This is a genomic window from Streptomyces sp. B8-7, from assembly GCF_058833805.1.
The window spans coordinates 718800-744960 of the sequence record NZ_JBYRRL010000002.1 but is presented as its reverse complement, the minus strand read 5'-3'; the positions used below and the strand labels follow the sequence as shown (position 1 = coordinate 744960).

23 protein-coding genes and 1 riboswitch are annotated in these 26161 nt (G+C 73.0%); of the genes, 1 reads left to right on the top strand and 22 read right to left on the bottom strand.

Annotation, left to right across the window (positions count from 1 at the left end; genetic code table 11):
* Positions 1 to 106: 106 nt before the first annotated feature.
* The gene (locus AC5K6T_RS11960) at positions 107 to 892 is read right to left on the bottom strand and encodes an SGNH/GDSL hydrolase family protein (RefSeq protein WP_493209312.1); all 786 of its coding nucleotides are present in this window, start codon (positions 890 to 892) and stop codon (positions 107 to 109) included.
* Positions 893 to 1153: 261 nt separating this feature from the next.
* Positions 1154 to 2164, bottom strand: coding sequence for a M23 family metallopeptidase (locus AC5K6T_RS11955; protein ID WP_493208294.1), 1011 nt, complete (start codon positions 2162 to 2164; stop codon positions 1154 to 1156).
* A 4-nt stretch (positions 2165 to 2168) separates the two neighbouring features.
* Positions 2169 to 2326: riboswitch (cyclic di-AMP (ydaO/yuaA leader) on the bottom strand.
* Between the two features lie 894 nt (positions 2327 to 3220).
* On the opposite strand from AC5K6T_RS11955, the gene AC5K6T_RS11950 reads away from it, so the two are divergent.
* Complete coding sequence (locus tag AC5K6T_RS11950; protein ID WP_493208292.1) at positions 3221 to 4018, top strand: tyrosine-protein phosphatase; 798 nt, start codon at positions 3221 to 3223, stop codon at positions 4016 to 4018.
* Positions 4019 to 4085: 67 nt separating this feature from the next.
* On the opposite strand, the gene AC5K6T_RS11945 is transcribed toward AC5K6T_RS11950, so the two are convergent.
* The 20 genes from AC5K6T_RS11945 to AC5K6T_RS11850 all read right to left on the bottom strand — a co-directional run bounded on the left by AC5K6T_RS11945 (position 4086) and on the right by AC5K6T_RS11850 (position 25847).
* A complete protein-coding gene (locus AC5K6T_RS11945; RefSeq protein WP_493208291.1) occupies positions 4086 to 4205 on the bottom strand; it encodes a DUF6126 family protein in 120 nt (39 codons plus the stop codon).
* On the bottom strand, positions 4202 to 4933 hold the full coding sequence (locus AC5K6T_RS11940; RefSeq protein WP_493208289.1) for a helix-turn-helix domain-containing protein: 732 nt from the start codon (positions 4931 to 4933) through the stop codon (positions 4202 to 4204). Before AC5K6T_RS11940 ends, AC5K6T_RS11945 begins: the two co-directional genes overlap by 4 nt.
* Positions 4934 to 5029: 96 nt before the next feature.
* Positions 5030 to 6448, bottom strand: coding sequence for an aspartate aminotransferase family protein (locus tag AC5K6T_RS11935; RefSeq protein WP_493208288.1), 1419 nt, complete (start codon positions 6446 to 6448; stop codon positions 5030 to 5032).
* Complete coding sequence (gene dxs, locus AC5K6T_RS11930; protein WP_493208286.1) at positions 6445 to 8505, bottom strand: 1-deoxy-D-xylulose-5-phosphate synthase; 2061 nt, start codon at positions 8503 to 8505, stop codon at positions 6445 to 6447. Before dxs ends, AC5K6T_RS11935 begins: the two co-directional genes overlap by 4 nt.
* 26 nt (positions 8506 to 8531) lie before the next feature.
* The gene (gene ispG, locus AC5K6T_RS11925; protein WP_493208284.1) at positions 8532 to 9689 is read right to left on the bottom strand and encodes a flavodoxin-dependent (E)-4-hydroxy-3-methylbut-2-enyl-diphosphate synthase; all 1158 of its coding nucleotides are present in this window, start codon (positions 9687 to 9689) and stop codon (positions 8532 to 8534) included.
* 4 nt (positions 9690 to 9693) lie between these two features.
* The gene (hpnH, locus tag AC5K6T_RS11920; RefSeq protein WP_493208283.1) at positions 9694 to 10716 is read right to left on the bottom strand and encodes an adenosyl-hopene transferase HpnH; all 1023 of its coding nucleotides are present in this window, start codon (positions 10714 to 10716) and stop codon (positions 9694 to 9696) included.
* Between the two features lie 5 nt (positions 10717 to 10721).
* Complete coding sequence (locus tag AC5K6T_RS11915; protein WP_493208282.1) at positions 10722 to 11363, bottom strand: phosphorylase family protein; 642 nt, start codon at positions 11361 to 11363, stop codon at positions 10722 to 10724.
* Positions 11363 to 13366, bottom strand: a complete 2004-nt coding sequence (shc, locus tag AC5K6T_RS11910) for a squalene--hopene cyclase (RefSeq protein WP_493208280.1) — start codon at positions 13364 to 13366, stop codon at positions 11363 to 11365. The genes AC5K6T_RS11915 and shc overlap by 1 nt, the downstream gene beginning before the upstream one ends.
* Before the next feature lie 121 nt (positions 13367 to 13487).
* A complete protein-coding gene (locus AC5K6T_RS11905; protein ID WP_493208278.1) occupies positions 13488 to 14624 on the bottom strand; it encodes a polyprenyl synthetase family protein in 1137 nt (378 codons plus the stop codon).
* Complete coding sequence (gene hpnE / locus AC5K6T_RS11900; RefSeq protein WP_493208276.1) at positions 14621 to 16057, bottom strand: hydroxysqualene dehydroxylase HpnE; 1437 nt, start codon at positions 16055 to 16057, stop codon at positions 14621 to 14623. Before hpnE ends, AC5K6T_RS11905 begins: the two co-directional genes overlap by 4 nt.
* Complete coding sequence (locus AC5K6T_RS11895) at positions 16054 to 16173, bottom strand: DUF6380 family protein (RefSeq protein WP_493209310.1); 120 nt, start codon at positions 16171 to 16173, stop codon at positions 16054 to 16056. Before AC5K6T_RS11895 ends, hpnE begins: the two co-directional genes overlap by 4 nt.
* Before the next feature lie 161 nt (positions 16174 to 16334).
* Positions 16335 to 17285, bottom strand: a complete 951-nt coding sequence (gene hpnD / locus AC5K6T_RS11890) for a presqualene diphosphate synthase HpnD (RefSeq protein ID WP_493208274.1) — start codon at positions 17283 to 17285, stop codon at positions 16335 to 16337.
* Entirely contained in the window at positions 17282 to 18184 is a 903-nt protein-coding gene (gene hpnC / locus AC5K6T_RS11885; protein WP_493208272.1) for a squalene synthase HpnC, read from the bottom strand. Before hpnC ends, hpnD begins: the two co-directional genes overlap by 4 nt.
* A gap of 461 nt (positions 18185 to 18645) precedes the next feature.
* Positions 18646 to 19422: an ABC transporter ATP-binding protein gene (locus AC5K6T_RS11880; RefSeq protein WP_493208270.1), complete on the bottom strand. Its 777-nt coding sequence runs from the start codon at positions 19420 to 19422 to the stop codon at positions 18646 to 18648.
* Entirely contained in the window at positions 19415 to 20344 is a 930-nt protein-coding gene (locus AC5K6T_RS11875) for an ABC transporter permease (protein WP_493208268.1), read from the bottom strand. Before AC5K6T_RS11875 ends, AC5K6T_RS11880 begins: the two co-directional genes overlap by 8 nt.
* A gap of 87 nt (positions 20345 to 20431) precedes the next feature.
* On the bottom strand, positions 20432 to 21277 hold the full coding sequence (locus AC5K6T_RS11870) for a glycosyltransferase family 2 protein (protein WP_493209308.1): 846 nt from the start codon (positions 21275 to 21277) through the stop codon (positions 20432 to 20434).
* A 38-nt stretch (positions 21278 to 21315) separates the two neighbouring features.
* Positions 21316 to 22095 (bottom strand): CDP-alcohol phosphatidyltransferase family protein, encoded by a 780-nt coding sequence (locus AC5K6T_RS11865; protein WP_493208266.1) that lies wholly within the window; start codon positions 22093 to 22095, stop codon positions 21316 to 21318.
* Positions 22073 to 23134 (bottom strand): iron-containing alcohol dehydrogenase family protein, encoded by a 1062-nt coding sequence (locus AC5K6T_RS11860; protein ID WP_493208264.1) that lies wholly within the window; start codon positions 23132 to 23134, stop codon positions 22073 to 22075. Before AC5K6T_RS11860 ends, AC5K6T_RS11865 begins: the two co-directional genes overlap by 23 nt.
* On the bottom strand, positions 23122 to 23874 hold the full coding sequence (locus tag AC5K6T_RS11855) for a phosphocholine cytidylyltransferase family protein (RefSeq protein ID WP_493208262.1): 753 nt from the start codon (positions 23872 to 23874) through the stop codon (positions 23122 to 23124). The genes AC5K6T_RS11860 and AC5K6T_RS11855 overlap by 13 nt, the downstream gene beginning before the upstream one ends.
* Entirely contained in the window at positions 23871 to 25847 is a 1977-nt protein-coding gene (locus tag AC5K6T_RS11850) for a DUF5941 domain-containing protein (RefSeq protein ID WP_493208261.1), read from the bottom strand. The genes AC5K6T_RS11855 and AC5K6T_RS11850 overlap by 4 nt, the downstream gene beginning before the upstream one ends.
* Positions 25848 to 26161: the final 314 nt, after the last annotated feature.

The following is a 26161-nucleotide window of genomic DNA, read 5'->3' as shown; positions in this document are numbered from 1 at the left end:
CGTCGTCCGGCACCACTCCCGCACCGTCACCTCTCTGGTGGAGCGCGGGCGTTGCGGCGCGGCCCGCGCCCCTGCGCGCAGCGCGGCCCCCCTGCGCGGCCCGCTGTCAGGCCACGGCGTCGATGCGGAGCCTGATGTCGTCGGGGCTCAGCGCGCCCTTGGCCGTGACGTTGTCGCCGGAGGACTCACCGCGCAGGCGGCGGCCGATCCAGGGGACCAGGTACTCGCGGGCCCAGTGGACGTCGTCGCGACGGACCTCCAGGGTGCCGCGGGGCGGCAGCGGGGGCCAGGGCTGCTCGGGGTCCGCGGGGATCTCGACGCCGAGGGCCTGCCCGGCGCGCAGCGCCACCCGGGTGTGGCCCTCGGGCGAGAGGTGCAGCCGGTCGTGGTCCCAGGCCCTGCGGTCCTGTACGGACTTCAGCGACCACAGGTCCAGCACGGGGCAGCGGTACCGGTCGGCGATCGCCCGTACGTGCCCGTTGTAGGTGGCGATCTTCCCGCGCAGGTGCTTGAGGAGGGGGACGCCCCGGGTGTCGAAGCCGGTGGTCACCAGCACCGTGCCGGCCCGCTCGGTCAGCGCGGCCACGGCCCGCTCGAACCGCTCGGCGACGTCGTCGGGGTCGGTGCCGGGCCGGATGATGTCGTTGCCGCCCGCGCAGAACGAGACCAGGTCCGGGGCGAGTTCCGCGGCGCGCGGCACCTGGTCGGCCACGATCTGGTCCAGCAGTTTGCCGCGTACGGCGAGGTTGGTGTAGTCGAAGTCGCCCTCGGGCCGCCGGTCGGCGAGCAGCACCGCGAACCGGTCGGCCCAGCCGACGAACGCCCCGTCGGGGCCCGGGTCGCCGACGCCTTCGGTGAAGCTGTCCCCCACCGCCACGTACGACCCGATCACTGATCTGTTGTCGTTCTTCGCATCGTCTGCCACGTCGGACCATGATTCCCCCTCGAATGTGACCTACGCGACCGTAGGCAGGGGTTGACGGGCGGTGAGATAGACCACTGGTCAAGTCTTGGCATCTGCGGAATAGGGTCCGCGCACGGGCGGTCCGCGCGGCGGGCGGTCCGCATACGGGTGGCCCGCGGGGGGTGTTCGGGTGCGCCGAAGGCCGGACCCGGGGATCGGGGTCCGGCCTTCGGCGGCGGGTGCAGGGCGTCAGCCGAGGGACACGCCGTGCGAGCGGAGGTACGCGACCGGGTCCACGTCCGAGCCGTAGTCGGGGGTGGTCCGGATCTCGAAGTGCAGGTGCGGGCCGGTGACGTTGCCGGTCGCGCCGGAGAGGCCGACCTGCTGACCGGCGGCCACGCTCTGGCCGGCCGAGACGGACAGCGAGGACAGGTGGGCGTACTGGGCGTAGTAGCCGTCGGCCAGCCTGATGACGACCTGGTTGCCGTACGCGCCGCCCCAGCCCGCGGAGACCACGGTGCCCGTGCCCACGGCCTTCAGCGGGGTACCGGTCGGCACGACGAGGTCGACACCGGTGTGGTAGCCGCTGGACCACATGCTGCCCGCCACGTGGTAGGCGGTGCCGACACCGGCACCGGCGACGGGGGCGGCGTAGCCGCTCGCCGCGGTGGTGGCGGTCTGCACGGCGTCCGTGGAGGACTGCTGTGCGGAGGACTCCTGCGCGGGGGCCGCGGCGGGCTTCGGCGCGGCCGCGGACGACTTCGACGCGGTGGACGGCTTGGCGGCCCCGGACGACGCGGTAGAGCCGGAGGACTTCGAGGAGCCGGAGGACGTCGCGGGCTTCGGCGCCCGGGCGGTGGCCGGGGTGTGGGCCGCGGCCGCCTTCTTGCCGAGGGTGAGCTTCAGGCCCGGATGGATCAGCGACGGGTCGGCGCCGACAGCCTCGCGGTTGTCCTGGTAGAGCTTGTGCCAGCCGCCGCGGACGTGGTGCTCGTCGGCGATCTTCGACAGGCAGTCGCCGCTCTTGACGGTGTAGAGGTGCGTGGCCTTCTGGGCGGCGGCCGGCTTCTGGGCGGCCTTGGTCTGCGTGGTCACCGACTGGACGGCCGACTGCGGAGCGGCCTGCCCGGGCGCGGCGACGGCGACCGCGGCGCCCAGCAGCGGGAGGGCGAGTGCGGCGCTGCCGGTGCCGGCGACGACGAGAGAACGGCTGAGGCGCTGAGCGGCCTTGGGACGGCGGTGCTTACCCTTCACGGGCATGGGGGATTCCTCTCCGGCGCCTGCGAGGTGAGCTGTCGGGTGCGGACTGGAGATGTCCGGCCGCGCCGGGGCGCGGCTTTACCCCAAGCCGTTCCGGAGACCGGAACAGGCGTTTGTACCTGTGGGTCCCCCGCTCCTGCCGTACACGGGTGGGTTTGCGCGGGCTCCGGTCGGCGGCAGGATTAGGCGTCCGTCCGGATCGGTTGGGAACGTAAGCGACCAAGACGCAAACGGACAAGCAAGAGGTTCCAGGCGAAGCGTCGGTTCTTGATCCTTACAGGTGGTTCACGGTCACCCTGCGTGCAATGCGGACGCCCCGCGTTCCCCGAATCCCCTTGAAAGGCTGACTGATTACGTGAGCATGACGGGCGACTCACCGTCACGGATATGACGCTCCTCACGTGACACGTCTCCAGGTTTCTTTATTCCAGAGCGAGTTGGAATGAAGACACTAATTCGGACAGAAGCCCCAGAAGGCATTGAGAAGGAGGACTCACACATTGAGTCCGCTTGCCCCACCAAAGCGACACCACTCGACGAACCGGCCCACGCTCAGGCGGCAAGAGTCCGATTCCCGCACTTCATCCGTTGAGCACCTTTCGTCACACGACAGGCAATACATCCCCCCCCGGGGCGCCCCGCCCCTCCACACCCCTCCACACCTCTCCGCCCGCTCCGGATGTCTCCGGATGTCTCCGGATGTCTCACATTCCTCCTCATTCCTCCTCATTCCCCCCACCCGCGCGCCCCCCACGCACCCCCACGCCCTCCCACGCACCCCCCAAGGCACCCCCACCCGGCCGTCCGTCCACCGGCCCTCCCGCGCAGGGGCTCGCGGAATCGGGCCGAGAGCCCGGGCGTGAGAGCCCGGGCCTGAGAGGCGCCACGGGGGACACCGGCGCGCGCCGCGGGCGCACGCCGGGCCGTGCGGTCAGCGCCCGGGAGCCCCGGGCCCGACGGCATGGACGACCGGTGGCCCCGGGAAGCCATGTCGTATCGTCAGACCGTGCCCGTCGACGAGCCGCGCCGACGGGGCCCTACCGGGAGGGAGCCCCCGTGACGCAGCAGGTCCCGTCGACCGAACCCGAGCTGGCCGGCGTGCGTAATTTCCGCGACGTGGGCGGACTGCCGACGGTCGACGGACGCCGGGTGCGCCACGGCGTGCTGTTCCGCAGCGGCCACCTGGCCCACGCGACCTCCGACGACGCGGCGTTCCTCTCCTCCCTGGGCCTGCACACGATCTTCGACTTCCGCAACGCCGCCGACCAGAAGCTGGAGGGCCCGGACGTCGACCTGCCGGGCGTGCGCAACCTGAACCTTCCGCTGAGCGACCCGGCCGACGGCGCCGAGTTCTGGAGGATGGTCCGCGACGGCGATCTCGCGCAGCTGCGCTCCGTCCTCGCGGACGGCAGGGCCGCGGGCCGCATGATCGCGTCGTACCGCATGATCGTCGTGGAGCGCACCGGTGAGCACTCGCGGGTGCTGCACGCCCTCGCCGAGGACAGCGTGCCCGCCCTGATGCACTGTGCCGCGGGCAAGGACCGCGCCGGACTGTCGATCGCGGTGACGCTGCTCGCGATCGGCGTCGAGCAGGACGCGATCCTCGCCGACTACCTGGAGTCCAACGCCACCCACCGCCGCTACAAGGTGCGCCGCAACGGCGATGCGGCCGCCGCCTACTCCCCCGAGGTCATGGATCTGCTCAGCCCGCTGTTCGACGCGCGCGCCGAGTACCTCACCGCGGCGATGGAGACCATCGAGCAGACCTGGGGCGGGGTCGACGCCTATCTGGAGCAGGGGCTCGGGGTGACACCCGAGACCCGGGAGCGGCTGCGGGACCGCCTGCTGGACTGAGCCGGCCCGAAGCGCCGGCCCCGCGCCCGCCCCCTCTGCCCCGTCCCGGAGCCCGCCCGGGGCCGGGTCAGTCCGCGCCCACGGCGAACAGCAGGTACAGGAACCCGGCGAACAGGTGCCCGGCGGCGATGTAGATCAGCAGCCGCACCCAGAGCGTGCGGGGGAACTTCTGTTCGATGTCACTCATGGTGTGTCTCCCGTCGGCGGCCCCAGGCACAGCGAGGCCGTGGGACTCTGCAACAGCGTGTGGACGAAGAGCAGGTCGACGCCGCCGGGGTCCTCGGCGGCGATGCGGTGCGGGGTCAGCGAGTCGAAGTGCGCGCTGTCGCCGGGCCCCAGACGGTGCGCGGCGTCACCGAGGTCGAGCCGCAGCCGCCCGCCGAGGACGTGCAGCCACTCCTCGCCGGGATGCACACGCACGATGTCGCCCTGGGAGCCGCGCGGTACGTGCACCCGCAGAGCCTGCATCCCGCGGCCGGGCGCGCCGGCCTGCCAGTACGTCCAGCCGCCCGCCCGGGTCGGCTCCATGCCGGCGGCCCGCACGACGGCGTCCCGGTCGGCGACCCTCTCACCGAGCAGCTCGGAGACGGTCGTACCGTAGACGCGGGCGAGCGCGAGCAGCATCGGCAGCGACGGCTGGCGCTGCCCGGTCTCCAGCCGGGACAGGTGCGCCGGCGACAGCCCGGCGGTGCGCGCCGCGGCCTCCAGAGTGAGCGACGCCCGGCGGCGCAGGGCGCGCAGCTGTGGGGCCACCGCGGGAAGGCCGGGGACCGCGGGAGAGTCGGCGACCGCGGGAGAGTCGGCGACCGCGGGAGAGTCGGCGACCGCGGGAGAGTCGGGGGACGCGGGAGAGTCGGGGGACGCGGTCCCGTCGGCCGCGGCGGGCGGGACGGGCCCGGTCTCGGAAGGGCTCATGCCCTCCATTCAGCCGCAGCCGTTGCCCCCGGGGCAAGTTTCTTGCCTGAGGGGCAAACCCGGCTCCTCCCGCGCAGCACTCCGGCCCGAGGGTGCTCAGCGCTGGGCCACCGCCTGCTTCACCAGCGTCCTGCCGAACTCCCACATCAGCCCGCCTCCGCTGTGGGCGTCGTCCATGACCTCGGTGAAGGCGTCCACGAAGCGGTCCACCTCCCGCTCCCCGATGACCAGCGGCGGAATGAGCTTGATCACCTCCAGATGGTCCCCGGACACCTGGGTGAGGATCCGGTGCCGCCGGAGCAGGGGTACGACCACCATCTGTGCGAACAGGCCCTTGCGGGCCGCCTGGAGCATGGCCCAGCGGCTGCGCAGCTTCAGCGACCTGGGCCGTCCGAACTCGATGCCGATCATCAGACCCCGGCCGCGCACGTCGGCGAGCAGCTCGTAGCGGTCCACCAGGGCGGCGAGCCGCGCCTTCAGCAGGTCGCCGGTGGCCCGCGCGTTCGCGACGATCTGCTCGTTCTCCATCACGGACAGCACGGCCAGGCCCGCCGCCATGGCCTGGGCGTTGGATCCGAAGCTCGCGGAGTGGACCAGGACCCGGTCCATGGACGAGTAGACCTGCTTGAAGATCCAGTCCTTGCCGAGGGTCGCGCCCACCGGCACGTATCCCCCGGACAGCGCTTTGGCCACACACACCAGGTCCGGCTCCACACCCTCCTCGTGCTGGTAGGCGTAGAAGTCGCCGGTGCGGCCGAGACCGGTCTGCACCTCGTCGGCGATCAGCAGCGCCTTGTGCCGGTGCAGCAGATCCTGTGCGGCACGCAGGTGGCCGGGCGGGGCCTCGTGCACGCCCTTGCCCTGGATGGGCTCGACGATCAGGGCGGCCACGTCCCCCTTGCGCAGTTCCCCGGCCAGCGCGTCGAGGTCTCCGAGGGGGACGGCGGTGTCCGGCAGCAGCGGGGCGAAGCCCTCACGGAAGCCGCTCTCACCGTTGACGGACAGGGAGCCCGTGGTCAGGCCGTGGAAGGCGTGGTCCCAGTAGAGCACCCGTGGCCTGCCGGTGGCGCGGCGGGCGAACTTCAGCGCGGTCTCCACCGCCTCGGTGCCGCTGTTGCCGAAGAACACCCGGTCCAGGTGCGGGCTGTGCGCGAGCAGCCGCTCGGCCAGCAGGCCGGGCAGCGGCTGGCAGTCGAAGCGGGTGAGGTCGGCGAGGCCGGCGTCGAGCACGTCGTGGAGCGCCCGCCGGACCACCGGGTGGTGCCGGCCCAGGCCCATCACCCCGAACCCGGCGAGCATGTCCAGGTAGTCGTCCCCGGCCGCGTCCCAGAAGTAGGCGCCCTCGGCCCGCTCGTACACCTTGTCGAAACCGATGGTGTGCAGCATCCGCGGAAGCTGGTGGTTGAGGTATCTGCCGTGCAGCTCATAGCGCTCGGCGCCGCGCTCGGCGAGCAGTCTGCCGAGGTCGAACTGCCCTGCTCCCGGTGACTGCGCCGCGGGTTCGGCGGTGCTCATACCGTCTCCTCGTCCGTGCCGTCGCCGCCGTCCGGGGCCGCGTCCGCCTCATCCCGGGCCGCACCCCGGCCCCTCGGGCCACCGGGAGCGGCGGCGGGCGCGCCGGGCGGGCCGGATCCGTCGAACCCGCCGGCCCCGTCGACCGTCCCCGGACCACCGGAACCGGTCCCGGACCCCGTACCGGCGCCGGCGGCCGAGGCCAGACCCGCCCCGACGGCTCCGGCGATCTCGACCGGGGTCAGCCCGATGTCCGCCAGCACCTCGCCCCGTTTGGCGTGCGCGAGGAACTGCTCGGGGATGCCGAACCGCCGTACGGGTACGTCGACCCCGGCGTCGCCCAGCGCCAGGGCGACGGCCGAACCGACCCCGGCGGCACGGCTGTTGTCCTCCACGACCGCCACCAGCCGGTGTCCGCCCGCCAGTTGCGGCAGGGCCGGGTCGACGGGCTTGACCCAGCGCGGGTCCACCACGGTGCAGCCGATGCCGCGGGCTTCGAGCAGCTCGGCCGCCTGGAGGCACACCGGGGCCATCACCCCGACGGCCACCAGCAGCACCTCCGGGCGTTCGGCGCGGTGCAGGACGTCCATCCCGCCCACCCGGTCGAGCGCCGGGATGTCCGGGCCGACGGTCTCCTTCGGGAAGCGGACCAGGGTCGGCGCGTCGTCCACCGCCACGGCCTCCCGCAGCTGGGCGCGCAGCCGGGCGGCGTCACGGGGCGCGGCGATGCGCAGCCCCGGAACCACCTGGAGCACGGACAGGTCCCACATGCCGTTGTGCGAGGGCCCGTCCACGCCGGTCACTCCGGCCCGGTCCAGGACGAAGGTGACCGGGCAGCGGTGCAGGGCGACGTCCATCAGGAGCTGGTCGAAGGCGCGGTTGAGGAAGGTGGCGTAGACGGCGACGACGGGGTGCAGCCCGCCGGTGGCCAGGCCCGCCGCGGAGACGGTGGCGTGCTGCTCGGCGATGCCGACGTCCCAGACCCGGTCCGGGAACCGCTCGGCGAACCGGGCGAGGCCGACCGGGTGCAGCATGGCCGCGGTGACGGCGACGACGTCCTCGCGCTCCTCGCCGATCCGCACCAGTTCCTCGCCGAAGACCGACGTCCAGGACGGCGCGCCCGGCGGGGCGAGCGGGGCGCAGGTGAGCGGGTCCATGACACCGACGGTGTGGAAGTGGTCCTCCTCGTGGGCGAGGGCGGGCTGGTAGCCGCGGCCCTTCACGGTGAGGCAGTGCACCAGGACCGGCCCGTGGAAGCGCTTGGCGCGGCGCAGCGCGGACTCGACGGCGCCGATGTCGTGGCCGTCGATGGGGCCGACGTACTTCAGGCCCAGGTCCTCGAACATGCCCTGCGGGGCGAAGGCGTCCTTGAAGCCCTTCTTCGCGCCGTGCAGGGCCTCGTAGACGGGCCGGCCGAGGACGGGGGTGCGCAGCAGGACGCCCTTGCCCCAGGCGAGGAACCTCTCGTAGCCGTCGGTGGTGCGCAGCGTCGCCAGGTGGTTGGCGAGACCGCCGATGGTGGGGGCGTAGGAGCGCTCGTTGTCGTTGACGACGATGATCAGCGGCCGGTCCTTGGCGGCGGCGATGTTGTTGAGGGCTTCCCAGGCCATGCCGCCGGTGAGGGCTCCGTCGCCGATGACCGCGACGACGTGCCCCTCGCCGCCCTGCACCTGGCGGGCCTTGGCGAGTCCGTCGGCCCAGCCCAGCGCGGTGGAGGCGTGGCTGTTCTCGATGACGTCGTGCTCGGACTCCTCGCGGCAGGGGTAGCCGGACAGGCCTCCCTTGCCGCGCAGCTTGGAGAAGTCCTGACGCCCTGTCAGCAGCTTGTGCACGTAGCTCTGGTGGCCGGTGTCCCACAGGATGCGGTCGGCCGGCGACTCGAAGACCCGGTGCAGGGCGACGGACAGCTCCACCACGCCCAGGTTGGGCCCGAGGTGTCCGCCGGTCCTGGCGACCGCGTGCACGAGGAACTGCCTGATCTCCTCCGACAGTTCGCGAAGCTGCGCCCCGGTCAGCGCTCTGAGATCGCGTGGTTGGCGGATGTTCTCCAGGATCGTCACACTCGGCCCCCTTCGGTCCGTGCTGTTCACCTCACGCTGACGGTCGGCTTCCCCGGTGCGGCGCCGTCCTGTTCCTTCTGCTCGGCCAGCTTCATGGCCTCCTCGATGAGGGTCTCCACGATCTTCGACTCGGGGACGGTCTTGACGACCTCGCCCTTGACGAAGATCTGCCCCTTGCCGTTGCCGGAGGCGACACCGAGGTCGGCCTCACGGGCCTCGCCCGGCCCGTTGACCACGCAGCCCATGACCGCCACCCGCAGCGGGACGTCCATACCCGTGAGACCGGCGGTCACCTCCTCCGCGAGCTTGTACACGTCGACCTGGGCGCGGCCGCAGGACGGACAGGAGACGATCTCCAGACCACGCTCCCTGAGGTTCAGCGACTCCAGGATCTGGATACCGACCTTGACCTCCTCGGCCGGCGGCGCGCTCAGCGAGACACGGATGGTGTCGCCGATACCCTCGGAGAGCAGCGCGCCGAACGCCACGGCCGACTTCACCGTGCCCTGGAAGGCCGGGCCGGCCTCGGTGACGCCCAGGTGCAGGGGATAGTCGCACCGGGCGGCGAGCTGCCGGTAGGCCTCGATCATCACCACCGGGTCGTTGTGCTTGACCGAGATCTTGATGTCGTGGAAACCGTGCTCCTCGAACAGCGACGCCTCCCACAGCGCCGACTCCACCAGGGCCTGAGGCGTGGCCCTGCCGTACTTCTCCAGCAGCCGCCGGTCCAGAGAACCGGCGTTGACCCCGATCCGGATCGGGGTGCCGTGGTCCTTCGCGGCCCTGGCGATCTCCCTGACCTGGTCGTCGAACTTCTTGATGTTGCCCGGGTTGACGCGCACGGCCGCACAGCCGGCCTCGATCGCGGCGAACACGTACTTGGGCTGGAAATGGATGTCCGCGATCACCGGGATCTGCGACTTGCGGGCGATCGTCGCCAGCGCGTCCGCGTCGTCCTGCGTGGGACACGCCACCCGTACGATCTGGCAGCCCGACGCCGTCAGCTCGGCGATCTGCTGGAGCGTGGCACCGATGTCGGAGGTCCGCGTCGTCGTCATGGACTGCACCGACACCGGCGCGTCACCGCCGACCGCCACGGAGCCGACCTGGATCCGCCGGCTCTTGCGCCGCTCGGCGACCGGCCGGACCGGCACCTCGGGGACGCCCAGGGGGATGGCGGTCATGAGGTCACTCCCGGTTCCCGCCGACCGTCTCGCGCATGGCCCGCAGGGACTCCTTGAGCGAGCCCATGGTGGCCAGCACGGCGGTGGGCTCGTAGCCGCAGTGCGCCATGCAGTTGGCGCAGCGCGGGTCCTTGCCGCGTCCGTACTTGTCCCAGTCGGTGTCCTCGATGAGCTCGCGGTACGTCGGGACGTAGCCGTCGCTCATCAGGTAGCAGGGGCGCTGCCAGCCGAAGAGGGAGTAGTTGGGGATCGCCCAGGCGGTGCAGGGGAAGTCGACCCTGCCCTCCAGGAAGTCCAGGAAGAGCGGGGAGTGGTTGAGCCGCCAGCGGCGCCGGTTGCCGCCGGAGAACGCCTTGCGGAACAGCTCGCGGGTCTGCTCCACACCGAGGAAGTGCTCCTGGTCGGGGGCCTTCTCGTACGCGTAGGCGGGCGAGATCATCATCTCGTCGACCTGGAGGTCGTCGTTGAGGAAGTCGAGGACCTCCACGATGGTCTGCGGGGTGTCGGTGTTGAAGAAGGTGGAGTTGGTGGTGACCCGGAAGCCGCGCCGCTTGGCCTCCTTGATCGCCTCCACCGCCTCGTCGAAGACGCCCTCCTTGGCGACCGACTCGTCGTGCCGCTCGCGCAGTCCGTCGATGTGCACGGCGAACGCGAAGTACGGCGAGGGCGTGAACTTCTCGATCTTCTTGCGCAGCAGCATCGCGTTGGTGCACAGGAAGACGTACTTCCGCTTGGCCACCAACTGGCGTACGATCTCGTCGATCTGAGGATGCATCAGCGGCTCGCCGCCGGCGATGGACACCATCGGTGCACCCGACTCCAGCACCGCGCCCACCGCCTGCGCCACCGGCATGCGCTGCTTGAGCACACCGGCCGGATGCTGGATCTTGCCGCAGCCCTCGCACTTGAGATTGCAGGCGAAGAGCGGTTCCAGCTCGACGATCAGCGGGAACTTCTCACGCCGGCGAAGCTTCTGTTCGGCCAGGTATGTAGCAACCTTGATGGACTGTCGCAGCGGCATGGCCATCTGGCTCACCTCCGGGGGAGCAGCAAAGAACGGTGCCATTCGAAGAAAGCGGGAAGCACGGAGCGAAGCACGCGGAAGGCTGATATTCCACCGCGCAGGGTGCCGATTCGGACGAGTTCGTGTTCTGGAGCGTCCACGACCACCCGGACGGCCGCAACCGGGCGCGCGCCGGCCCGTACGGCGTTCAGGAGCGTGGCGGCCGACTCCATGTCCGCCGCGATCGCGCCGGTGGCGAGCAGCGCGGACCGCTCGGCACCCCGCACGACGTGGTCGGAGCCGGTGAGCGGCCCGGTGTGCACGGTGCGGCCCGGCACGGCCCGCGCCAGCTCCTTGACGAGCAGGTCGGTGCCGGTGCAGGGGGTGCGGCCGTGCGGGTCGCGGGTCTCCTCGGCGACGACGAGGTCGCCGGGGTGCATGCCGGGGGCGAGCCCGGCGCAGAAGCCGGTGGCGAGCACCGCGGCGCCGGCGAGTTCAGCGGTGGCCAGGACCCGGGTGACGGAGCGTTCGGCGGCCCTCGGGCCCATCCCGGTGCGGAGCACGGTCACCGGCCCGCCCGCGCCGCCGCGGTCGCCCAGGCGCAGGGCGAGGTGCTCGATGCCGAGCGCACAGGCGATCAGCAGCGGGGCGGGGGCGGGCCTGGCCGTCATCAGCCCTCCCCGGCCTCGGCGGGACGGGCGGTGAAGGGCTCGCCGTGGACGTACCGGCCGAGCGCGGTCAGCGGGAAGACCAGCCGGTACAGGTGGTAGTTGATGGAGAAGTCCCAGGGGAAACCGGTGCCGGTGAAGTAGGGCTCGTCCCAGGAGCCGTCCTCCCGCTGGGTGCGGACGAGCCAGTCGACGCCCTGCCGGACGGTGGGGGTGTCCCGTTCTCCGGCGGCCAGCAGGGCGAGCAGCGCCCAGGCGGTCTGCGAGGCGGTGGACGGCCCGCGTCCGCTCCAGCCCCGGGTGTCCTGGTAGGAGCGCAGGTCCTCGCCCCAGCCGCCGTCCTCGTTCTGCACGGACCGCAGCCAGCTCACCGCCCGGCGGATCGCCGGGTGGGAGCCGGGCAGGCCGGCCGCGGTCAGCGCGGGCACCACGGAGCCGGTGCCGTAGATGTAGTTGACGCCCCAGCGCCCGAACCAGGAGCCGTCCGGCTCCTGTTCGGCCAGCAGCCAGGAGACGCCGCGCCGGGTGCGCGGGTCGTGGGCGAGGCCCTCCACGGCGAGCATCTCCACCACGTGCGCGGTGACGTCGGCCGAGGGCGGGTCGATGACCTCGCCGAAGTCGCAGAACGGCAGCCGGTTGGGGAAGGGGCTGGTGTTGTCGACGTCGAACGCGCCCCAGGCGCCGTTCCGGGACTGCATGCCGAGATTCCATCGCACGGCCCGTCCGACGGCCCGGTCCAGACGCTGGGCGTCGGGGTGGCGGACCCGGCGCAGCGCGAGCACCACCTCGGCGGTGTCGTCGATGTCGGGGTAGTTGTCGTTGTGGAACTCGAACGCCCAGCCGCCGGGCGGGAGTCCGGGCCGCTTCACGGACCAGTCGCCGGGCCGGACGATCTCCTCACCGAGCATCCAGTCGGCGGCCTTGACCAGCTGGGGATGGTCCGCGGGCACGCCGGCGTCGGCGAGCGCGATGGTCGCCAGGCAGGTGTCCCACACCGGGGACTGACAGGCCTCGATCATCCGGGCGCCGTCCTCGCGCCACACGGCGAAACGGTCCAGCGAGGCGAGGCCCTCGCGCATGACCGGATGCTTCAGGTCGTAGCCGAGCAGGTGGAGGGCGATCAGCGAGTACACGGCCGGGGGCTGGATGCCGCCCCAGCAGCCGTCGTTCTCCTGCCGTTCGATGATCCAGCGGGCCGCGGTGTTCATCGCCGCCCTGCGCAGCCGGCGCGGGGCGACCTTGCGCAGCGCGTGCAGGCCCCGGTCCAGTCGCTGGAACGCGCCGTCCCAGCTGGCCACCGGGGCCAGCGGGCGGGCCGGGCTGGGGCGGGCCGGGTCGGTGTGCAGCTCGTCGAGCGGGAACGGGGCGGGGCGGACCGGGCGCTGCGCGGAGACGATCGTCAGCGGGACGATGGTCTGGCGGGCCCAGCAGCCGAAGTCGTAGATGTTGAGCGGCACCCACGGCGGCAGGTAGATGATCTCCGGGGGGAGTTCGGGCAGGTCCTCCCACTTCCACCAGCCGAACAGGGCGAGCCAGATGCGGGTGAAGACGCGCGCCGCGGCGATGCCGCCGCGCTCGCGGACCCAGGCCGAGGCCCGGGCCATGTGGGGCTCGTCGGGCCGGTCCCCGGCCAGCCGGAGCGCGACATAGGCCTCGATGGTGGCGGACAGCTCGCCCGGTCCGCCGAAGAAGGTGGCCCAGGCGCCGTCGGCGCGCTGCTCGCCGCGGACGAAGAGCGCGGCGGCGCGGGCGGTGTCCGCGTCGAGGATGCCCAGGAACTGGCGGAGCAACAGGTCCTCGGCGTCCATGGTGACGTTGGTCTCCAGGTCGCCCTTCCACCATCCCTGAGGGTCCTGCCGGGCCAGCAGATGGTCTCTGGCGTGCCGCATCGCACGTTCGGCGGCACCGTGCGTCCCCGCCGCCTCGGGGGCGGTGCGGTGTGTGGTGGTGGCCGCGGCAGCGTGGGGCGGCAGGGCCCCGGCGCTTCCGTCGGTCGTCGCTGTCATGGCTTCCCCTTCACTGCAGTCGTGCTGATGGTGCGTCTGCTGCGGGTCCGCCGTCGGCCGGTGCGCGCCGCGAGCGCGCCGCCGGCCGGCGACTAAGCGAGGTGCGTCCGGCCGATGGCGGTCATCTCTTCCGTACGACGACGAAGTCGGCGAGCGCCGTGAACTGCGCCCGCACCCGCTCGGGCAGGTCGACGGCGTGCAGCGCGTCCAGGGCCACGTCGTACTGGCGGCGGGCCTCCCCGCTGGTCCACTCGCGGCCGCCGGCCTCCTCGATGAGCGCGGCCCGGGCGGCGAATTCGGCCTCGGAGAAGTCCGCGGAGTCGCTGCTCCCGGCGTCGGCGGCGAGCAGTCCGGCGAGCCGGTCGGAGGCGGGTCCGCCGGCCGCGAGCGCGGCGACGACCGGCAGGGACTTCTTGCGCTGGCGCAGGTCGCTCCAGGCCTGCTTGCCGGTGGCCCGGGGGTCGCCCCAGATGCCGAGCAGGTCGTCGACGGCCTGGAAGGCGAGGCCCAGGTGGTAGCCGTAGCGCTCCAGGTGGTCGGCGGTGCGGTCGTCGGCGCCGCCGAGCACGGCCCCGATGGAGCAGGCGCAGGCGAGCAGGGCACCGGTCTTGTTGCCCTCCATCTCCAGGCACTCCTCGACGCTGACGCGGTCGCGGTGCTCGTAGGAGATGTCCTGGGCCTGTCCGTCGATCAGGGCGCGGGTGGCGGTGGTCAGCCGACGGGTGGCGCGTGCCGCGTCGGCGGTGCCCAGCTCCAGCAGGATCTCGTTGGCGAGGGCCAGCATGGCGTCACCGACCAGGATGGCCTGGGCGGGGCCGTGCACCTTCCAGACGGTGTCGCGGTGGCGCCGCTGCTCGTCGCCGTCCATCAGGTCGTCGTGCAGCAGCGAGAAGTTGTGCACCAGCTCGACGGCGACCGCGCCGGGTACGCCGACCTCCGGTGCGGCGCCGGCGGCCTCGGCGGACAGCACGGCGAGGGCGGGGCGCACGGCCTTGCCGCCGTCGCCGTCGCTGGGCCTGCCGTCGGCGTCGATCCAGCCGAAGTGGTAGGCGGACACGGTGTCCATAGGAGAGGCCAGGCGGTCGACGGCCGCCCGCAGCACCGGTGTGGCCAGGGTCCGGGCACGCTCCAGGAGCGCGGTCACGTCCACCGCGGTCTCATGGGCGGCCGTCCAGGCCGGGGGCACAGTGGGCACGGGTTCTCCTCTTGTTGCGGTGCCGGAGGTGCGGGGACCTGCCGCGCGCTCGTCGAGTCTCATGCCGCCTCCTCGAACGCGAAGAGGCGGCGGGGGCGGGGCCGGCCGAGGGCGCCGAGCGCGGCCTGAGCCGCGCCGACACCGCTGCGGACCGCACTCTCCATGGTCGCGGGCCACCCGGTGGCGGTCCACGCTCCGGCCAGGTACAGGCCGGGGGCCTTGGTGCGGGCGCCGGGCCTGAGCCGCCCGACGCCGGGCGCGGGGGCGAACGTCGCGGTGCGCTCCCGGGTCACGAAGAAGTCCACCACCTGGGCGTGGCGGGCGAGCGGCAGCAGTCGCTCCAGCTCGGGCAGGTAGCGCTCGCGCAGCACGGCGACCGGCTCGTCGATCTCGTCCTGGGCGGCCGACTGGGACAGGGCGAGGTACTGGCCGCGGCGCAGCCCGGAGGCCTCGGTGCGGTCGAAGACCCACTGCACGGGCGTGCCGAGCGCGGCGAGAAACGGCGCGTCGAGCACCCTGCGGTCGTAGACGGCGTGCACGTTCAGGATGGGCGCGGTGCCGATCTCCAGCAGCCGCCCGGGGTCGTCGAGGGCGCCGGCGGGCAGCAGGCCGTGCGTCTCGCGCTGGGGTACGGCGAGGACGACGGCGTCCGCCTCCAGCGTCCCGCCGGGAACCTGAACGCGCCAGCGTCCGTTCTCGTACCGGGAGACGGAGGTGACGCGTGTACGGACCTCGGTGCGGACGCCCGCGGAGTCGAGCGCCCTGCGGGCGAGCCGGTCGTGCAGTTCGCCCAGCGGGACGTGCGCCCAGCCGATGTCGGCGGCGCCCGGGTCGGACAGCAGGCCGGTCTTGAACACCATCGCGGCGAGCGCCAGGGAGGAGTCGGCGGCGACCGCGTTGAGGGTGGCGACCCCGACCAGGTCCCACAGAGCCTCGACGGCCCGCGCGGACTGGCCGTGTGCGGCGAGCCAGGTGCCGAAGTCCTGCTCGTCCAGGGCGGGATCGGTGAGGTCCAGGCCCCGCAGGGCGAGTGCGGCACGGCCCACGCGGGCGCGGTCGGCGAGCGGGAGGTGCGGGTAGGCGGCGAGGCTGCGCCCGAGGTGCAGGGGCACGGGCAGCGGGTCGCGGCGCAGTCTGCCCAGGCGTGCGCCGGCGGGCCGGGCCACGTCGACGACGGGCACGTCCAGCCGGTTCTGGAGCGGTGCGAGGGCCGCGCCGCCGATCCGGTCGAGGAACCAGCGGTAGGCGGTGCAGCAGCGGAGGTAGACGTGCTGCCCGTTGTCCACGGTGAGGTCGCCGCGCCGGAAGGAGAACGCGAGGCCGCCGAGTCTGGGCCGGCCTTCGAGCAGGGTGACGCGCAGTCCGGCGTCGGCGAGCGCGAGCGCGGCGGTGACGCCGGCGAGGCCGCCGCCGACGACGACGGCGTCCCGGCCGCCGCCGCGGGAGGCGTCGGCGTGGTCGGTGCGTGGGCCGTGCGGCCCGGTGCCGTCGGTCATCGTGCGCCCTCCCCTGCGCGGACCCCGCGGCGGTCGAACGGCGCACGGCGGCCCGCTGCCCTCAGGGACGCGCCCCGGCAGCGGAAGGTTGCCCACCGCTTCCCGCCGTCGAGCACCGTGCCGTGCCCGTTCCGGTGCCCGTGCCGGTGTCCGCCGTCGGCGGCCGGAGCGGGGAGAACAGGCAGGAGGATCAGGGCGGGCAGGGCGGGCAGGACCGATTCGCCCGCCCGTGCGCGGGCGGGCGTGCGCGGGGACCGGCCGGGAGTGTCGGCGGCCCTCACGTGCGCCCCCTGACGGTGCGCGTGACATGCCGGGTGTCGAGTCCGGACAGCCCCCGCACGGCGACGTAGGCCTTCTCGCGGCCGGGCAGGGAGACCCGGCCGCGCAGCACCGCCCCCGGGTCGCGCTCGATCCGGTCCAGGAGCCTGCGGTAGATCCCGGCCATGGCCGCGACGCAGGCGCCGCTGCGCCGGTCCAGCATCGGCAGCAGCCGGTAGCCCTCGGCGAACAGGGCCCGGGCCCGGCGCACCTCGAAGTGCACCAGACCGGCGAAGTCGGAGCCCTCCGGCGGGGTGGGCCCGCCGTCGAACCCGGCGGAGCAGCCGAACTTCGCGAGGTCGTCCCCGGGCAGGTAGACGCGCCCGTTCGCGGCGTCCTCGCGGACGTCGCGGAGGATGTTGGTGAGCTGGAGCGCGAGCCCGAGCGTGTCGGCGTACTCCGGAGCGCGCTCGGCGCCGCGCGCCCCCGCGGCGGGACCGAAGACACCGAGGGAGAGCCGTCCGATGGCGCCCGCCACGCAGCGGCAGTACACCTTCAGGTCGTCCCACGTCTCGTACGTCTGGCCGCGTACGTCCATCAGGACGCCGTCGATGAGCTCGTCCAGGCCGCCGAGCGGGATCGGGAAGGCCTGGGCGGCGTGAGCGAGGGCGACCGCGACCGGGTCGGTGTCGTCCTCGTCGACCGCGCCCGCGCGCACCCGGTCCAGCATGGCCCGGGTGTCCTGAAGCCGGGCGGCCTTGACCTCGGCGGCGAGGGTGCCGTCGCCGATGTCGTCGACGCGGCGGGAGAACGTGTACAGCGCCGACATCGCCCGCCGCTTGGCGGTGGGCAGCAGCCGGATCCCGTACGCGAAGTTACGGGCCTGCTGGCCGGTGACGGTCTCGCAGTAGCTGTAGGCGGCGAGCACCGGTGCGGACACGGATGGTGCGGGATCCACGGCCCGGATCACCCCTCTCCTCGCAGAGCGACGCCCACCTCGCGCAGCAACTGGACCTTGCCGGACGTGGGCGGGCCGGGAAGTACGTCGTAGTCGGCGGCGGCGATCGCGTGGAGCGCCGCCCTCCCCCCTGCCACGAACCCTGCGAGCAGCAGTCTCAGCCTGCCGTGGACGCTACCCACCAGAGGGGCGCCTTCATTCAGCAGCTCGCGGGCGCGTTGGGCCTCGAACGCGACGAGGGCGCGCACCGACGCGCCCGCGCTGCCCGCGGCGAGGTCGGAGACCTGGACGTGGAAGCGCTTCAGGTCCGCGGCGGGCAGGTAGACGCGGTCCCGGGCGAGGTCCTCGGCCACGTCCTGGAGGTGCTCGACGATCTGCAGGGCGGTGCACACCGCGTCGGAGCGGCGGATCCGCTCAGGGGTGGAGGTGCCGGTGACGGCGAGGACGAGGCGGCCCACGGGGTTGGCGGACAGGGCGCAGTAGGCCAGCAGGTCGTCATAGGTCTCGTACCGGGTGACCAGCTGGTCCTGCCGGTTCGCGGCGATCAGGTCGAGGAACGGCGCGGGGGTCAGCGCGCGGCTGCGGACGGTCGGCCGCAGGCGGCGCAGCAGGGGGTGGCGGGGCTCGCCGTCGAAGACCCGGCGCAGGTCGGCCTCGAAGGCGTCCAGCATGGCCGGGCGGTCCCCGGCGCGCTCCGGCGGGACCCCGAGGAGGCGGGCGTCGGCGCCGCCGGGGGCCAGGTCGCCGTCGCCGATGTCGTCGACGAGCCGGGCGAAGCCGTAGACGGCCATGAGGTCGGCGCGCCAGGCGCGGGGCAGGAAGAAGGGGGCCACGGGGAAGTTCTCGGCCGCGGCCTTGGCCAGGGTGGCGCGCTCGGGGTCGCCGCGCCGCGTCGTGCGGGTTCCCGTCACCGTTCGCTGCCTCGGGCGGGGACGGCGCACGCCTCGCGGAGCTGGGGAGTTTCCGTAGCCATTGCCGTCACATCTCCCGTTCTACACTGCCGACCCAATACACACTATTTCGGACACGCCGCCCGGCGCGCGCCGCGATGCCCCGGTGGAGGGTGGCGCGCATTATCACCCCACTTGCCGTGATTGGGCACCGGTACAGCTTACGTTGTACAACCCGGCCCGGACCGTGGGGGTGTCCGGCACATCACAAGACAACACCGATCGGCGTCCAAGATTCCTGCGCGAAGACGAAGTTGACGCTTCCTTTGCGGGGCGCCGCGCGGGCGGGCCCCGCCGGCGGGACTCCGCCGGGGCTCCGGCGGGACTCCGGCGCCGCCGGGCTGCGGGCACCGGCCTGCGGGCACCCGCCCCGAGTCCGCCGGCTCACCCGGCGGTGGCGTTCTCCCCCGGCGGTGGCGTGCTCACTTGGCCGTGAACTTGGTGTACTCCTTGAGCACCTCTTCGGTGGGCCCGTCCATGCGCAGCTCGCCGCGCTCCAGCCAGAGCACCCGGTCGCAGGTGTCCCGGATCGACTTGTTGTTGTGGCTGACCAGGAACACCGTGCCCGCGTGCTGCCGCAGCTCCCGGATGCGGGCCTCGGAGCGCTTCTGGAAGGAGCGGTCGCCGGTGGCGAGCGCCTCGTCGATCATGAGGACGTCGTGGTCCTTGGCCGCGGCGATGGAGAAGCGCAGGCGGGCGGCCATGCCGGAGGAGTACGTCCGCATGGGCAGGGTGATGAAGTCGCCCTTCTCGTTGATGCCGGAGAAGTCGACGATCTCCCGGTAGCGCTCCCTGACCTGCTCGCGGGACATGCCCATGGCGAGTCCGCCGAGGATGACGTTGCGCTCTCCGGTGAGGTCGTTCATCAGGGCCGCGTTCACGCCCAGCAGGGACGGCTGGCCGTTGGTGTAGACCTTGCCGCTCTCAGCGGGCAGCAGTCCGGCGATGGCCCGGAGCAGGGTGGACTTGCCGGAGCCGTTGGAGCCGATCAGGCCGATCGCCTCGCCCCGGTGCGCGACGAACGACACGCCCCGCACCGCGTGCACCTTGCGCACGCCGCGCGCCGCGTCGTCGGAGCCGCGCCTGAGGATCCGGCTCAGGGCGGCCGTCGCGCCGCCCTTGCCCGCCTTGGAGCCGTTGACGCGGTAGACGATGTGCAGTTCGTCGGCGATGACGGTGGGAATGCGCTGCTCAGCCACGGCCGTACCGCTCCTCCGCCTTCCAGAAGTACACGAAGCCGCCCACCGCGAACAGCACGGCCCAGCCGGCCGCGCCCGCCCACACGTGGTCGGGGAGGTTCTGCGCACCGTAGTCGTCGATGAGCGCGAACCGCATCAGGTCCATGTAGACCGCGGCGGGGTTCCACTGCAGGACCGTGGCGATCCACTGCGGCTTGTTCGCCAGCATGATCGGGATGGAGTACATGACGCCGGAGGCGTACATCCAGGTCCGCATCACGAACGGCATCAGCTGCGCGAGGTCCGGGGTCCGGGCGCCGGCCCGCGCGATGATCAGGGCGAGGCCGGTGTTGAACAGGAACTGCAGCGCCAGCACCGGGACCACCAGCAGCCAGGACAGGCCCGGGTAGCTGCCGAACGCGGTGATCACCACGACCAGCACGATCATGGAGAACAGCAGCTGCTGGAGCTGCTGGAGCGAGAAGGAGATGGGCAGCGAGGCGCGCGGGAAGTGCAGCGCGCGCACCAGTCCGAGGTTCCCGGAGATGGCCCGTACGCCCGCCATCACCGAGCTCTGCGTGAAGGTGAACACGAACACCCCGGTGACCAGGAAGGGGATGTAGACGCTGCGGGACATGCCCCGGTCGGCCTGCAGGATCACGCCGAAGATGAAGAAGTAGACGGCGGCGTTCAGCAGCGGGGTGACCACCTGCCACAGCTGGCCGAGCTTGGCCTGGCTGTACTGCGCGGTCAGCTTGGCCTGGGAGAACGCCACGATGAAGTGGCGGCGGCCCCAGAGCTGCCGGACGTACTCGGCGAGCGTGGGGCGGGCACCGCTGACCGCCAGGCCGTACTTCTCGGCGAGCTGGGCCGCCGTCGGCGACTCTTCGGGGGACGCGGGCACGCTCACGGCGACCCCCTCGTCCTGCGTGGTCTCACTCACTGGTGGTTACTTTCGTCTTCGGTGTGCTCAGCCGGTGCCGGGACGGCGGGCGGCCGGCCCGGCACCGGCGCTCCCTGGTCGAGCTTGTCAGATCACCGGGGGCCGGCCCAGCCTGGTCAGCCGCCACACGGTACGCCACCGCATCGGTCTGCGCGGCCCGCAGGACGTGGTCCAGCCTTCCCGGAACCCGCCGAACCACGCCTTCAGCGCGGACCGCGACGGACGGCGTACGAGGGTGAGCAGCAGCCACACCCCGAGGTAGACCGGGACCAGCGGGACGGGCAGGTTGCGGCGGGCCAGCCAGACCCGGTTGCGGGCGACCATACGGTGGTAGACGGCGTGCCGCGAGGGGGCGGTCGTCGGATGGTTCAGCACCATGTCGGAGCGGTAGTCGATCAGCCAGCCGGCGTCCAGCGCGCGCCAGGCCAGGTCGGTCTCCTCGTGGGCGTAGAAGAACGCGTCCGGCAGGGCGCCGACCTCGGCGAAGACACGGGTGCGGACGGCGTTGGCGCCGCCGAGGAACGTGGTGACCCGGGAGGAGCGCATCGGGTCGGAGGCACGCAGCCGGGGCACGTGCCGGCGCTGCGTGACACCGGTGTCCGGGTCGGCGATGCGGAAGCTGATGATGCCGAGCCGGTCGTCGGCGGCGAAGGCCTGCCGGCACAGTTCGGCGGTGTCCGTCCGGGCGAGCAGGCCGTCGTCGTCGAGGAACAGCAATATGTCGACGTCGCGGCCGGCCGGGCCGAAGGCCTCGATGCCGACGTTGCGGCCGCCGGGGATGCCGAGGTTCTCGGGCAGCTCGACCGTGCGGACGCCGTCGGGGACGTCCGGGACGGGCGAGCCGTTGCCGACCACGACGACCTCGACCGGGTCGCCGTCCTGCTTGGCGACCGAGTCGAGGAGGGCGCGCAGTTCGTCCGGGCGGTTGCCCATGGTGATGATCACCGCGCCGGCGCGGAGGCGGTCCGTGCTCACTTCAGCCTGCTCGACGCGAGGACGGACACCAGGTGGAGCAGCGTCTGCAGGAGCGCGATGCCGGCCAGCACGGCCACGCCGAGCCGCGTGAAGAACAGGTCGCCGCGCACCTGGTCGGCGACGGCCAGCAGCAGGATCAGCAGCGACGCCTCGATGCCGAGGATCAGCCGGTGGAACTTCAGCGCGGCGGCCGCCCGGCGGGCCAGCGCCATGCCCGGGGAGCGCATCTCGGCGGCGGCCTCCTTGACCGGCGGTTCGCCGGCCTGGTGCCGGGCGACCTGGACCAGGTCGGTCTCCGCCTTGATGAGGACGGCTCCGAGCGCGGCCAGGGTGCCCAGGAACGCCCACAGCCAGTCGATGCGGCCGCCGCCCCACAGGTCGGCGGCACGCAGCCCGAGCCCGACGAGCACCGCGGCGTCGGTGAGGTAGGCGCCGACCCGGTCGAGGTAGACGCCGCTGAGAGAGTACTGCTTCCTCCAGCGCGCGATCTCGCCGTCGACGCAGTCCAGCAGCAGGTACAGCTGGACGCACAGCACGCCGAGCACGGCGCCCCAGACGCCCGGCACCAGCAGGGCGGGGGCCGCGAGCACACCGAACACGGTCATCAGGTACGTGAGCTGGTTGGGCGTGACCCGGGTGTTCACCAGGTAGCGGTCCACCCGCAGGGACACCTCGCGCATGTAGAGGCGTCCCATCCAGTGCTCACCGCTGCGCCGGTCCTTGACCCCTGCGGGGTGGACGACCGGACGGAGTTCAGCTACCGATGGCCTTGACATAGTCGGCGTAGACGTCCTTGATCTGGTCGGTTGTCAGGTCGAGGTGTTCGAGGATCGTGTAGCGGCCGGGCCGGGTCTCCGGGGCGAACTCCACGACGGCGACGAACTCCTCGGTCGTGAAGCCGATCTCCTCCGGCAGCACCGGAAGGCCGTGCCTGCGCAGCACGCCGGCCATGGTGGCCGACTCCTCGTGGGCTCCGCGCAGGTACATCGCGAAGGCCGCGCCCAGGCCGCACTGCTCGCCGTGGGCGGCCGCGCGCCGCGGGTGGAGCAGGTCGAAGGCGTGGTTGATCTCGTGGCAGGCGCCGGAGGAGGGGCGGGAGTCGCCCGACACCGACATGGCGATGCCGCTGAGCACCAGCGCCTCGGCCAGCACCTGGAGGAAGCCGGTGTCGGCGACGGTCCCGGGGTGCCGCAGGACGGCCTCGCCGGCCTGCCGGGCGATGGCGGCGGCCAGGCCGTCGACCTTCTCCCCCTTGACCCGGTGGGCCAGTTCCCAGTCCGCGACGGCGGAGAGGTTGGAGACGGCGTCGCCGATGCCGGCCCGGACGAAGCGCACCGGGGCCTCGCGGATGACGTCCAGGTCGATCACCACGGCGATCGGGGTGGGCACACCGTACGAGCCGCGGCCGGCGTCGTTGTCGAGCGTGGCCACCGGCGAGCAGAGGCCGTCGTGGGCGAGGTTGGTGGGGACGGCGACCAGCGGCAGGCCGACGCGGGCGGCGGCGAACTTGGCACAGTCGATGATCTTGCCGCCGCCCAGTCCGACCAGGGCGTCGTAGTGCCCGGCCCGCATGTCGGCGGCCAGCCGTACCGCGTCGTCGAGGGTGCCGCCGCCGACCTCGTACCAGGTGGCGCCGGGCAGGGCCGGGGCGAGCCGCTCGCGCAGCCGGGCGCCGGAGCCGCCGCTGACGGCGACGGCGAGCCGGCCCGAGGGCGAGACGCGCTCGTCGGCGAGCACGCCGGCCAGGTCGTCCAGGGCGCCCGGGCGGATGTCGACGACGACCGGCGAGGGGATCAGCCTGGTCAGTACCGGCATGCGATCTCCCGTCCGCGGGCGAGGTCGTCGTGGTTGTCGATCTCCACCCAGTCGACGTCGCCAATCGGTGCGACGTCGATCGTGAAGCCGCGGTTCACGAGCTCCTGGTAGCCGTGCTCGTAGAACTGCTGCGGGTCGGTCTCCCACACGGTCTTCAGCGCGTCGGCCAGGTCACCGGCGGCCTCGCCCTCGATCAGGGTGACGCCGATGTACTCGCCGGTGGCCTCCGCCGGGTCCATCAGCTTGGTGATCCTCCGGACGCCGCCGGCGGGGTCGGCGACGACCTTCATCTCCTCGTCGGCCAGGTCCTTGACGGTGTCCAGGGCGAGGATGATCCGGCGGCCCTCGCCGCGGGCGGCGAGCAGCGTCTTCTCGACGGAGACCGGGTGGACGGTGTCGCCGTTGGCGAGGATCACGCCGTCCTTGAGGGCGTCGCGGCCGCACCACAGGGAGTAGGCGTTGTTCCAGTCCTCGGCGCGGTCGTTGTCGATGAGGGTGAGCTTGAGGCCGTACCTGGCCTCCAGTGCCGCCTGGCGCGCGTAGACCGCTTCCCTGCGGTAGCCGACGATGATCGCGGCCTCGGTCAGGCCGATCTCGGCGAAGTTGCCGAGCGTGAGGTCCAGGACCGTGGGTCCGTCTTCGGTGCCCGTCGGCCCCACCGGCACCAGTGCCTTGGGCAGGGTGTCGGTGTAGGGGCGCAGGCGCCGTCCGGCGCCGGCCGCCAGCACGAGGCCGATCATGCGGGTTCTCCTTCATCGTGTACGGCGGGTGCGCCTCCCCGGTGGGAGGCCACCCAGAAGCGGATGCTCTCGACGAGCACCACCAGGGCGACGGCCACGGCCGAGACCGTGAGCGCGACCGTGAACTGCGCGCCGGTGAGCGTCGCGGCCAGGACGGCCACCAGCAGCGTCCGCCCCTCCTGCCCTGCGACGGCACGCACCAGCCAGGCCGGCGGCGCGCCGGCCCCGCCCCGGATGCGGTACACGGTGTCGTAGTGATGGTAGGCGACGGCCGCCACCAGTCCGAAAGCTGCCGGAAGCGCACCGTTCACCTCCGCTTCACTCGCGAGCACCAGCACGGTGCCGTACTCGGCCGCCCGGAAGAACGGCGGGACGAGCCAGTCGAAGGCGCCCTTGAGCGGGCGGGCCAGGGCGAGCCCGGAGGTCACGACGTACCCGGCGGCGGCGAGCACCGGCCAGAGGCTGCCGAAGCCGGCCGACGCCGCCGTGCCGACGACGGCGAGTCCGCCCAGCAGGGCGAGCGCGGGGACCGCGAGCGAGGGCAGCGCACGGGCGGCGCCGCGGAACCCGCGGGCGAGGCCGAGGGCGAGCGGACCGCAGTCCGCGAGGTCGGCCAGGGCGGTCGCGGCACGGTCGGAGCCCGGCCCGGCGCCGGGGGCCCGGCGGCTCACCGAGCGCAGCACCCGGCCGGCCGTGGTGTAGGCCGCGGCGACGGCGCAGCCGATGAGCAGCGCGGAGAAGGTGATGCGGGGTGTGGTGGCCGCGGTGAGGACCGCGATCATCGCCCAGCGCTCGCCGATCGGCAGGACGATCATGCGGCGCGCCCACACCGTCCAGCCGACGCCGTCGAGCCGGCCGGACAGGGCGGCGGTGGGGCCGGTGCCCGCGGCGCCGCCGGGGTTCGCCTCGTTGTAGGAGAAGTCGACGACGTGGCGGCAGGTCTGGAGGATCATCGCGCCGAGCGCGAGGGCCCACACGTCGTCCTGGCCGCGGGCCGCCCCGAGGGCGAGTCCCGCGTAGTAGGCGTACTCCTTGGCACGGTCGAAGGTGGCGTCCAGCCAGGCGCCGAGCGTGGAGTACTGCAGGGAGTAGCGGGCGAGCTGGCCGTCGGTGCAGTCCAGTACGAAGGACAGGATCAGCAGGGCGCCCGCGGCGACGAAGCCGCCGCGGGTGCCGGTGGCCGCGCAGCCGGCCGCGACCAGCGCGGTGACCAGGGAGGCCGTGGTGACCTGGTTGGGGGTCAGGCCGCGGCGGGCGCACCAGCGGGCGAGGTGGCGCGAGTAGGGGCTGATGAAGAACGTGGTGAAGAAGCCGTCGCGGGCCTTCACCGCCGACTTCAGGCGGACGGCCTCGTCGTCGACGGCGGAGACGGCCTGCCGGGCCTCGTTGCGGGCCTGCGGGTCGGCGGGGACGGTCGCGACGAGCGTGCCCAGTTCGGGGCGGTGCACGTCGGCGCCGTCGGCGGTCAGCGCCGCGGCGAGCCGGTCGGCGAGGTCGTCGGCGAGGTCGTCGGCGGGATCGTCCGCGGAGCCGTCGGCGGGGGCGGCGGCGGGGATGCTCCCGGCGGCGAGGCCGTCGGCCACGAGGTGCCCGGCGGCGGGGCGGTCCGCGGCGAGGCCGCCCGGGGCGGGGCGGCCGGCGGCCGGGCCGCCGGCGCTCGGGGCGTGCTCCCGGGCCAGGGCGGCGTCCAGGGCTCGGACGAGGGCCTCACGGCCGTCCGGCTGCGCGGTGACGGCACCGGGGACGGCGGCGAGCGCGAAGCGCGGGTCGGTCAGGCCCAGCCGCAGGGCGTGCAGATGGCCGACGAACCGGGGGTCGACGACCGCGACGCGCTCGTCGGCGGGGGCCTGCGCCAGGAGTGCCGCGGTGCCGGCGCTGCCGGAGGCCGTCCGGACGTCGAAGCCGAGGGAGCGCAGATCGCCCTCGATCGACGAACCGGGGACCGGTTGCCCGGTGAGGATGGCGGTCGGCAACCGAGCTCACTCCCTGAGTCGCGGCGCGTCCGCGCCGGTCATGTGCATGATGAGGCGCCCCCGGGCAGCGCCGGGCGGGCGGCATGTCGGCAGAGGCTATCGGATCGCGGGAAAGCCGTGTTCACCGGACGTTAACGGTCCGGTCGACGCGGTCTGCTCCACCCCTCCGACGTGATCATCATCAGCGATCGCGGGCCGGACGGACAACATCCCGGAACAGGACCGGGCATTCAGGACACCGGTCTCGTCCGGCGTCCGCCCCGGGAGGGACGCCGGGACCGGACGCGGAACGCGCTCCGCTTAGGCTGGGCCAC